This is a genomic window from Gelidibacter sp. (assembly GCF_035515035.1).
GTDB lineage: Bacteria > Bacteroidota > Bacteroidia > Flavobacteriales > Flavobacteriaceae > Gelidibacter.
Genome location: NZ_DATJCA010000012.1, coordinates 1 through 6570, shown reverse-complemented (window position 1 = coordinate 6570; position 6570 = coordinate 1). Strand labels below are relative to the sequence as shown.

6 protein-coding genes are annotated in these 6570 nt (G+C 38.5%); 2 read left to right on the top strand and 4 right to left on the bottom strand.

Translation table 11 applies throughout. The annotated features are described in order from the left end of the window. Positions 1-48: 48 nt before the first annotated feature. Both gyrB and asnB read right to left on the bottom strand, forming a co-directional pair. Positions 49-1989: a DNA topoisomerase (ATP-hydrolyzing) subunit B gene (gene gyrB / locus VLZ86_RS00615; protein ID WP_325447657.1), complete on the bottom strand. Its 1941-nt coding sequence runs from the start codon at positions 1987-1989 to the stop codon at positions 49-51. Positions 1990-2377: 388 nt separating this feature from the next. After that, the gene (gene asnB, locus VLZ86_RS00610; RefSeq protein WP_325447655.1) at positions 2378-4048 is read right to left on the bottom strand and encodes an asparagine synthase B; all 1671 of its coding nucleotides are present in this window, start codon (positions 4046-4048) and stop codon (positions 2378-2380) included. Between the two features lie 255 nt (positions 4049-4303). Here asnB and VLZ86_RS00605 point away from each other — a divergent pair, with 255 nt between their 5' ends. Next, positions 4304-4843 (top strand): DUF2911 domain-containing protein, encoded by a 540-nt coding sequence (locus VLZ86_RS00605; RefSeq protein ID WP_325447653.1) that lies wholly within the window; start codon positions 4304-4306, stop codon positions 4841-4843. A gap of 52 nt (positions 4844-4895) precedes the next feature. On the opposite strand, the gene VLZ86_RS00600 is transcribed toward VLZ86_RS00605, so the two are convergent. Both VLZ86_RS00600 and VLZ86_RS00595 read right to left on the bottom strand, forming a co-directional pair. Beyond that, the gene (locus VLZ86_RS00600; protein WP_325447651.1) at positions 4896-5528 is read right to left on the bottom strand and encodes a 7-carboxy-7-deazaguanine synthase QueE; all 633 of its coding nucleotides are present in this window, start codon (positions 5526-5528) and stop codon (positions 4896-4898) included. 55 nt (positions 5529-5583) lie between these two features. Then, positions 5584-6030: a RidA family protein gene (locus VLZ86_RS00595; protein ID WP_325447649.1), complete on the bottom strand. Its 447-nt coding sequence runs from the start codon at positions 6028-6030 to the stop codon at positions 5584-5586. A 57-nt stretch (positions 6031-6087) separates the two neighbouring features. Between VLZ86_RS00595 and VLZ86_RS00590 the strand changes: the two genes are divergently transcribed. After that, positions 6088-6570, top strand: a 483-nt coding sequence (locus VLZ86_RS00590) for a helicase HerA-like domain-containing protein (protein WP_325447659.1), incomplete at its 3' end; no start/stop codon positions are given.

The following is a 6570-nucleotide window of genomic DNA, read 5'->3' as shown; positions in this document are numbered from 1 at the left end:
CCCAAGAATTTGGATGTTTTTAAATTTAGACATTTCAATCAATCGCATTTAAGCATCAATTTTAGCATAGATCGCGTTTTTCTCAATAAAATCCCTACGTGGTGGCACTTCATCCCCCATTAACATAGAAAAGATCCGGTCTGCCTCTCCGCCATTGTCAATTTGAACTTGACGTAAAGTACGATAATCAGGATTCATGGTGGTATCCCAAAGCTGTTCGGCATTCATTTCCCCAAGACCTTTATAACGCTGGATCCCTACGCTTCCACCAAATTTTTCGGCTATTTCATCACGCTCCTTATCACTCCATGCATATTCTTTACGTTGGCCTTTTTTGACCAAATATAATGGTGGTGTGGCGATATAAATGTGGCCGTTTTCTATCAACTCCTTCATATATCTGAAGAAAAACGTCAAAATTAGAGTAGCAATGTGGCTACCATCAATATCAGCATCACACATAATTACTACTTTATGGTAACGCAGTTTTGAAAGGTTCAACGCTTTACTATCTTCTTCCGTCCCTATGGTGACGCCCAAAGCGGTGTAAATATTTTTGATCTCTTCATTTTCAAAGACACGATGTGACATGGCTTTTTCAACGTTCAAAATCTTACCTCGTAAAGGTAAAATGGCTTGAAAAGCTCTATCACGTCCTTGCTTTGCAGTTCCACCTGCCGAATCACCCTCCACTAAAAACACTTCGCACAACGAAGGGTCTTGCTCAGAACAGTCACTGAGTTTCCCAGGTAAACCACCAATGCTCATGACCGTTTTACGCTGCACCATTTCACGCGCTTTTTGAGCTGCGTGACGTGCTTGTGCTGCCAACATGACTTTTTGAACAATGATTTTTGCATCATCTGGATTTTCTTCCAAATAATTGGTCAACATTTCAGATACTGCTTGACTTACAGAAGCAGAAACTTCACGGTTTCCTAGTTTAGTTTTTGTCTGTCCCTCAAATTGTGGTTCTTGGACCTTTACCGATATAATAGCAGTCAAGCCTTCGCGGAAATCATCACCTGCAATTTCAAATTTTAGATTTTTGAGCAATCCAGAATCATCGGCGTACTTTTTAAGTGTGTGAGTCAAACCACGTCTGAATCCAGATAAATGCGTTCCACCCTCATGAGTGTTAATATTATTTACATAAGAATGCAAATTTTCCGCATAACTCGTATTATAAATCATGGCGACCTCTACTGGAACCCCATTTTTCTCACCTTCAAAAGCAATGACTTCACTAATTAATGGTTCACGATTCCCATCTAGAAATTTGATGAATTCCTTAAGACCTTCTTCTGAATGGAAGGTTTCTCCTTCAAATGAGCCATCTTCTTTGGTATGACGTTTATCAATTAAATGAATTGTAATGCCTTTATTAAGATAAGCCAACTCTCTCATTCGGCTTGCTAAAGTATCGTAGCTATATTCTATAACATGGGTAAAAATTGTAGGGTCAGGCTTAAAAGTAATTGCCGTACCTCTTTTATCGGTTTCTCCAACCTTTTTAACAGGATACATAGGTTTCCCCTTTTCGTATTCCTGTTCCCAAACCTCACCGTTTCTATAGACTACTGCGGTTAAATGCTCAGATAAAGCATTCACACAACTCACACCAACCCCATGCAATCCACCAGATACCTTATAGGAATCTTTATCAAATTTTCCACCGGCACCAATCTTTGTCATTACCACCTCCAGCGCTGAAACGCCTTCTTTTTTGTGTAAGTCAATTGGAATACCACGACCATCATCTTCTGTGGTTATAGAATTGTCCTCATTGATTGTTACGGTAATATTATTACAATGCCCAGCCATTGCTTCATCAATGGAGTTGTCCACCACTTCATAAACCAAATGGTGCAAACCTCGTGTTCCCGTATCTCCAATATACATGGAGGGACGCAAACGCACGTGCTCCATACCTTCTAAGGCCTGAATGCTGTCTGCAGAATAATTATCCTTATTAAACTCTTCTTTCATAATATTATTTTGCTTATTCTTATTCTTTATTGTTATTTTTTATTAAGCTTTCAAACATTATTTCAATCGTTATTATTAATGGTGAATAACACGAAAGACCGATGGAAAACTTTATTTAAACTGATTGTACTCCATAAAAAAAATGATACTTGCGCATCATTTTTGGATACTTACAAAGATACGAAATAAGGAGGCATTTTGAAAGTATTTCATCGATTAAGTGCATTAATTATCAACATTTGTTAATTACTCGAAAGTCTCTTAAATCGCTTAAAAAACGCCTTAAATTGCATTTTGATGAACTTTAACATCTTTGAAAAAGAGCAAAAACCACAAAATCTCGCTAAGACGAGATTTTGTGGTTATAAAATATTAGGTGATATGGAATTTAAACCTTCACATATGCATCAGTATGCACCTTTGAAACTGCACGTCCACTTGGATCGTTCATGTTCTTGAAGCTTTCATCCCATTCCAAAGCGATTTTGGTGCTACAAGCTACAGAAGCCTCCTGTGGCACACTCAACGCAGCGGCATCACTTGGAAAGTGTTCTGCAAAAATGGAACGGTAATAAAACTCTTCCTTACTGGTTGGCGTTTGTATTGGAAACTTGTATTTAGCATTTGCCAATTGCTCATCACTCACTTCATCGGCGACCATTAATTTCAGCGTATCAATCCAACTGTAACCTACACCATCACTAAACTGTTCTTTTTGTCTCCATGCTACACTTTCTGGCAACATATCTTCAAATGCCTTTCTGACCACCCATTTTTCCATGCGTTCGCCGTTGATCATCTTATCCTGTGGGTTGATGCGCATGGCAACGTCCATAAACTCTTTATCTAAAAACGGTACGCGACCTTCAATGCCCCAAGCCGCCAAGCTTTTGTTCGCACGTAAACAATCGTACATATGAAGTTTGCTTAATTTTCTGACCGTTTCCTCATGAAACTCCTTAGCATTTGGCGCTTTGTGGAAATAGAGGTAGCCGCCAAATAATTCGTCTGCTCCTTCTCCTGATAAGACCATTTTAATACCCATGGATTTGATGACGCGCGCCATTAAATACATAGGTGTGCTGGCACGAATAGTGGTCACATCATAAGTTTCAAGTTTATAAATAACATCCCTAAGTGCATCCAAGCCTTCTTGAATGGTGAATTTTATTTCGTGATGAATTGTTCCGATATGATCCGCAACTTTTCGGGCAGCAGCCAAATCTGGTGAGCCTTCCAATCCTACAGAAAAACTGTGCAACTGTGGATACCATGCAGTCTGCGTGTCATCCGATTCAATCCGTCTTTCAGCATATTTTTTAGCAACGGCAGAAGTAATGGACGAATCCAACCCGCCTGAAAGCAATACGCCATAAGGCACATCACTCATCAATTGCCTGTGCACAGCAGCTTGCAACGCTTCTTTTATGGCGGTTATGCTGGTTTCGTTATCTTTAACGGCATCATATTCGGTCCATTCACGTTTGTACCATTGGACAAATTCCCCATCCTTACTGGACATATAATGGCCTGGAGGAAATAATTCGATTTTAGTGCAATAGCCTTCCAAAGCTTTCAATTCTGAAGCCACATAAAAAGTTCCGTTTTGATCCCAGCCAATATAAAGGGGAATAATGCCCATATGATCACGAGCGATGAAATATTCATCCTTTTCCACATCATAAATGGCAAATCCAAAAATACCGTTCATTTCATCTATAAAGTCAACACCCTTTTCTTTATAAAGAGCCAATATAACTTCACAATCACTTTCAGTTTGAAACTTGTAGTCTGGAAATTGCTTTCTTAAATCTCGGTGGTTGTATATTTCGCCATTGGCAGCCAAAATTAATTGCTTATCTTCACTAAGTAAAGGTTGTTTTCCTGAGGCTGGATCAACGATCGCCAAACGCTCGTGCACCATAATAGCCTTGTCGTTATTATAGATGCCGCTCCAGTCTGGTCCGCGATGACGGATTCTTTTCGCCATTTCCAACAATTGAGGTCGTAAATCTTCAGCTTTCTGTTTTAAATCAAAGGCACATACAATTCCACACATGATACTATACTTTATTATTTATTATTATTTCTGTTATAAAACTTAGGCAAAGATGCGCCTATCATTTCAAATATGAAACTAATTAACCTTAATTGATTACAAATAACAACTAAATTGGATTTAATTCACTAAATAATAAAGTACTATTACTCAAAATGGTATAATTTTTGAAAAATTGTAAACTTTGACCAGGCGATCTAACTTTATAATAACTTTAAGATAATAAACCTTAAATTGAACCCAAAATTAAATTCTATGAAAACAGTTATCAAAGCATTAGTATTCACGTTGGCATTCGTATTTTCCCATAGTGGCAATGCACAAAAATTTGCAGATTTAGATCCAAGTCCCATGGATGCTGCAACTTTTCCAAGTAATTATAAAATTGCCGATAAAGCAATCAAAGTTATCTACAGCCGTCCTCAATTAAAAGGTCGGGATGTTGCAAAATTAGCACCTAACTACGAGGTCTGGAGAACAGGCGCAAACGAGGCCACTGAAATAACATTCTACAAACCCATTATGTTTGGAGGTGTTAAAGTTAAGCCAGGTACCTACACGTTATTCACAATTCCCAATGATAAGGAATGGACGGTAATTTTAAGTTCAGATATTAATGTTTGGGGTGCCTATACCTACAAACAAGATAATGATGTTGCGCGCATCAAGGTTCCTGTAACTCAAAGTAAAGATATTTTGGAAGCGTTTTCAATTACATTTGAAGAATCAAAATCGGGCGCAGACATGTATATGGGCTGGGGAACACTCCGAGTAAAGGTTCCTTTCACACTATAAGGCCGCCCCTTTGAAATAAAAAAAGAGTTTAGCAATCCTAAACTCTTTTTTTTTATGGAATGTTTAAATATTTATGAGTTTGAAGAGAGACTTTCCATTGCGGATTTGCCATAACGTAATCCACAATTTCCGGAATCATTTTATCACGTTTGCTCCATTCTGGCTGAAGAAATAAAATACAATTCTTATTGACCTTTGCAGCTTGCTCTTCAGCAAATCTAAAATCATCTTTATTATAAATAATTACTTTGAGCTCATGCGCCTTATCGTAAACGGCTTGAGTAGGGAGTTTTAATTTCTTAGGCGACAGACAGATCCAATCCCAAGTCCCAGTCAATTCATAGGCACCAGAAGTTTCTATATGTATCTGCAACCCTTTCGCCTTTAACTTAGAAGTTAGCGGATCCATATTCCACATGAGCGGTTCACCGCCAGTAATAACAATTGTATTACTAAATCTTTCGGCATTTTCAACAATAGCATCTGCCATTGTTGGAGGATGCAGTTCTGCATTCCAACTTTCCTTGACATCGCACCAGTGGCACCCTACATCACAACCGCCCAATCTTATAAAATAAGCAGCCGTTCCTTTATGGAATCCTTCGCCCTGAATGGTGTAAAACTCTTCCATCAATGGCAACAACAGACCTTGATCTATCAATTCTTGTTTTTCACTTTTAGTCATAGCGTGCAAAGATACTTGATAATCCTAGAAGTTGGAGTTCAGATAATAGAAGTTTTTATCGCGATGCAATCACCTCAATTTCTATACTGGCATTGAGTGCCAATCCACTTGCAGCAAAGGTTGTGCGCGCCGGCTTATTAGGAAAGTAATCTTTATATATCTCATTAAATATCGCAAAATCATCCATACTCCTTAATATGACGGTACACTTTACCACGTTATCCAACGATAATTGGTGATGTTCCAAAACGAATTTAATATTTTCAATACATTGTCTGGTTTCCGCTTCAATTCCGCCCTCAACCAGAGTACGTGTTTTGTGATCCAATCCCAACTGACCGCTCAAAAATAAAAAGCCATTACTCTCCACCGCATCACTAAACGGTGCATCCTGTTTTTTGACTTCATGAGATTTATGAAAAACAATCGGCTGGGACGATATTTTGCATCCGAAGACAAAGAACATGAGGAAAATGATGGAGAAAACAGATTTAAGTTTCATTTTTTATGTTTTAAACTTGAATAAAATTACACTATTTTTATGCAAAATTTAGAATTTATGGCCAAAAAGGATGATTTCCTCAAGCATATACAAGACGGAAACACCAACAAAGGCGAGTTTATTACCTTAGGTGCTGCCATGTTGGATGGAGAAACCATTACCAATGCCTTTGTAAATGTACCACTAAAGACTTTAAACAGACACGGGCTTATTGCAGGTGCCACAGGAACTGGGAAAACAAAAACTTTACAAGTTTTGGCAGAAGGGCTGTCAGAAAAAGGCATTCCTGTATTATTAATGGACATTAAGGGCGATTTGAGCGGATTGGCAGTAGCGGGTTCGGCAAATGCTAAAATTGATGAACGTCACGCCAAAATTGGCCTTCCATATGAAGCAAAAGCATTTCCCGTTGAGATTTTAACCTTATCGGAACAAGATGGCGTCCGATTAAGAGCAACGGTCAGCGAATTTGGCCCTGTACTCTTGTCCCGGATCCTGGATTTATCAGAAACGCAGTCCGGAATTGTATCCGTGATTTTT

Coding starts and splice junctions, on each gene's coding strand:
- VLZ86_RS00595 (WP_325447649.1), bottom strand. CDS start 6,030: ATGAAACTTAAATCTGTTTTCTCCATCATTTTCCTCATGTTCTTTGTC.
- VLZ86_RS00605 (WP_325447653.1), top strand. CDS start 4,304: ATGAAAACAGTTATCAAAGCATTAGTATTCACGTTGGCATTCGTATTT.
- VLZ86_RS00600 (WP_325447651.1), bottom strand. CDS start 5,528: ATGACTAAAAGTGAAAAACAAGAATTGATAGATCAAGGTCTGTTGTTG.
- asnB (WP_325447655.1), bottom strand. CDS start 4,048: ATGTGTGGAATTGTATGTGCCTTTGATTTAAAACAGAAAGCTGAAGAT.
- gyrB (WP_325447657.1), bottom strand. CDS start 1,989: ATGAAAGAAGAGTTTAATAAGGATAATTATTCTGCAGACAGCATTCAG.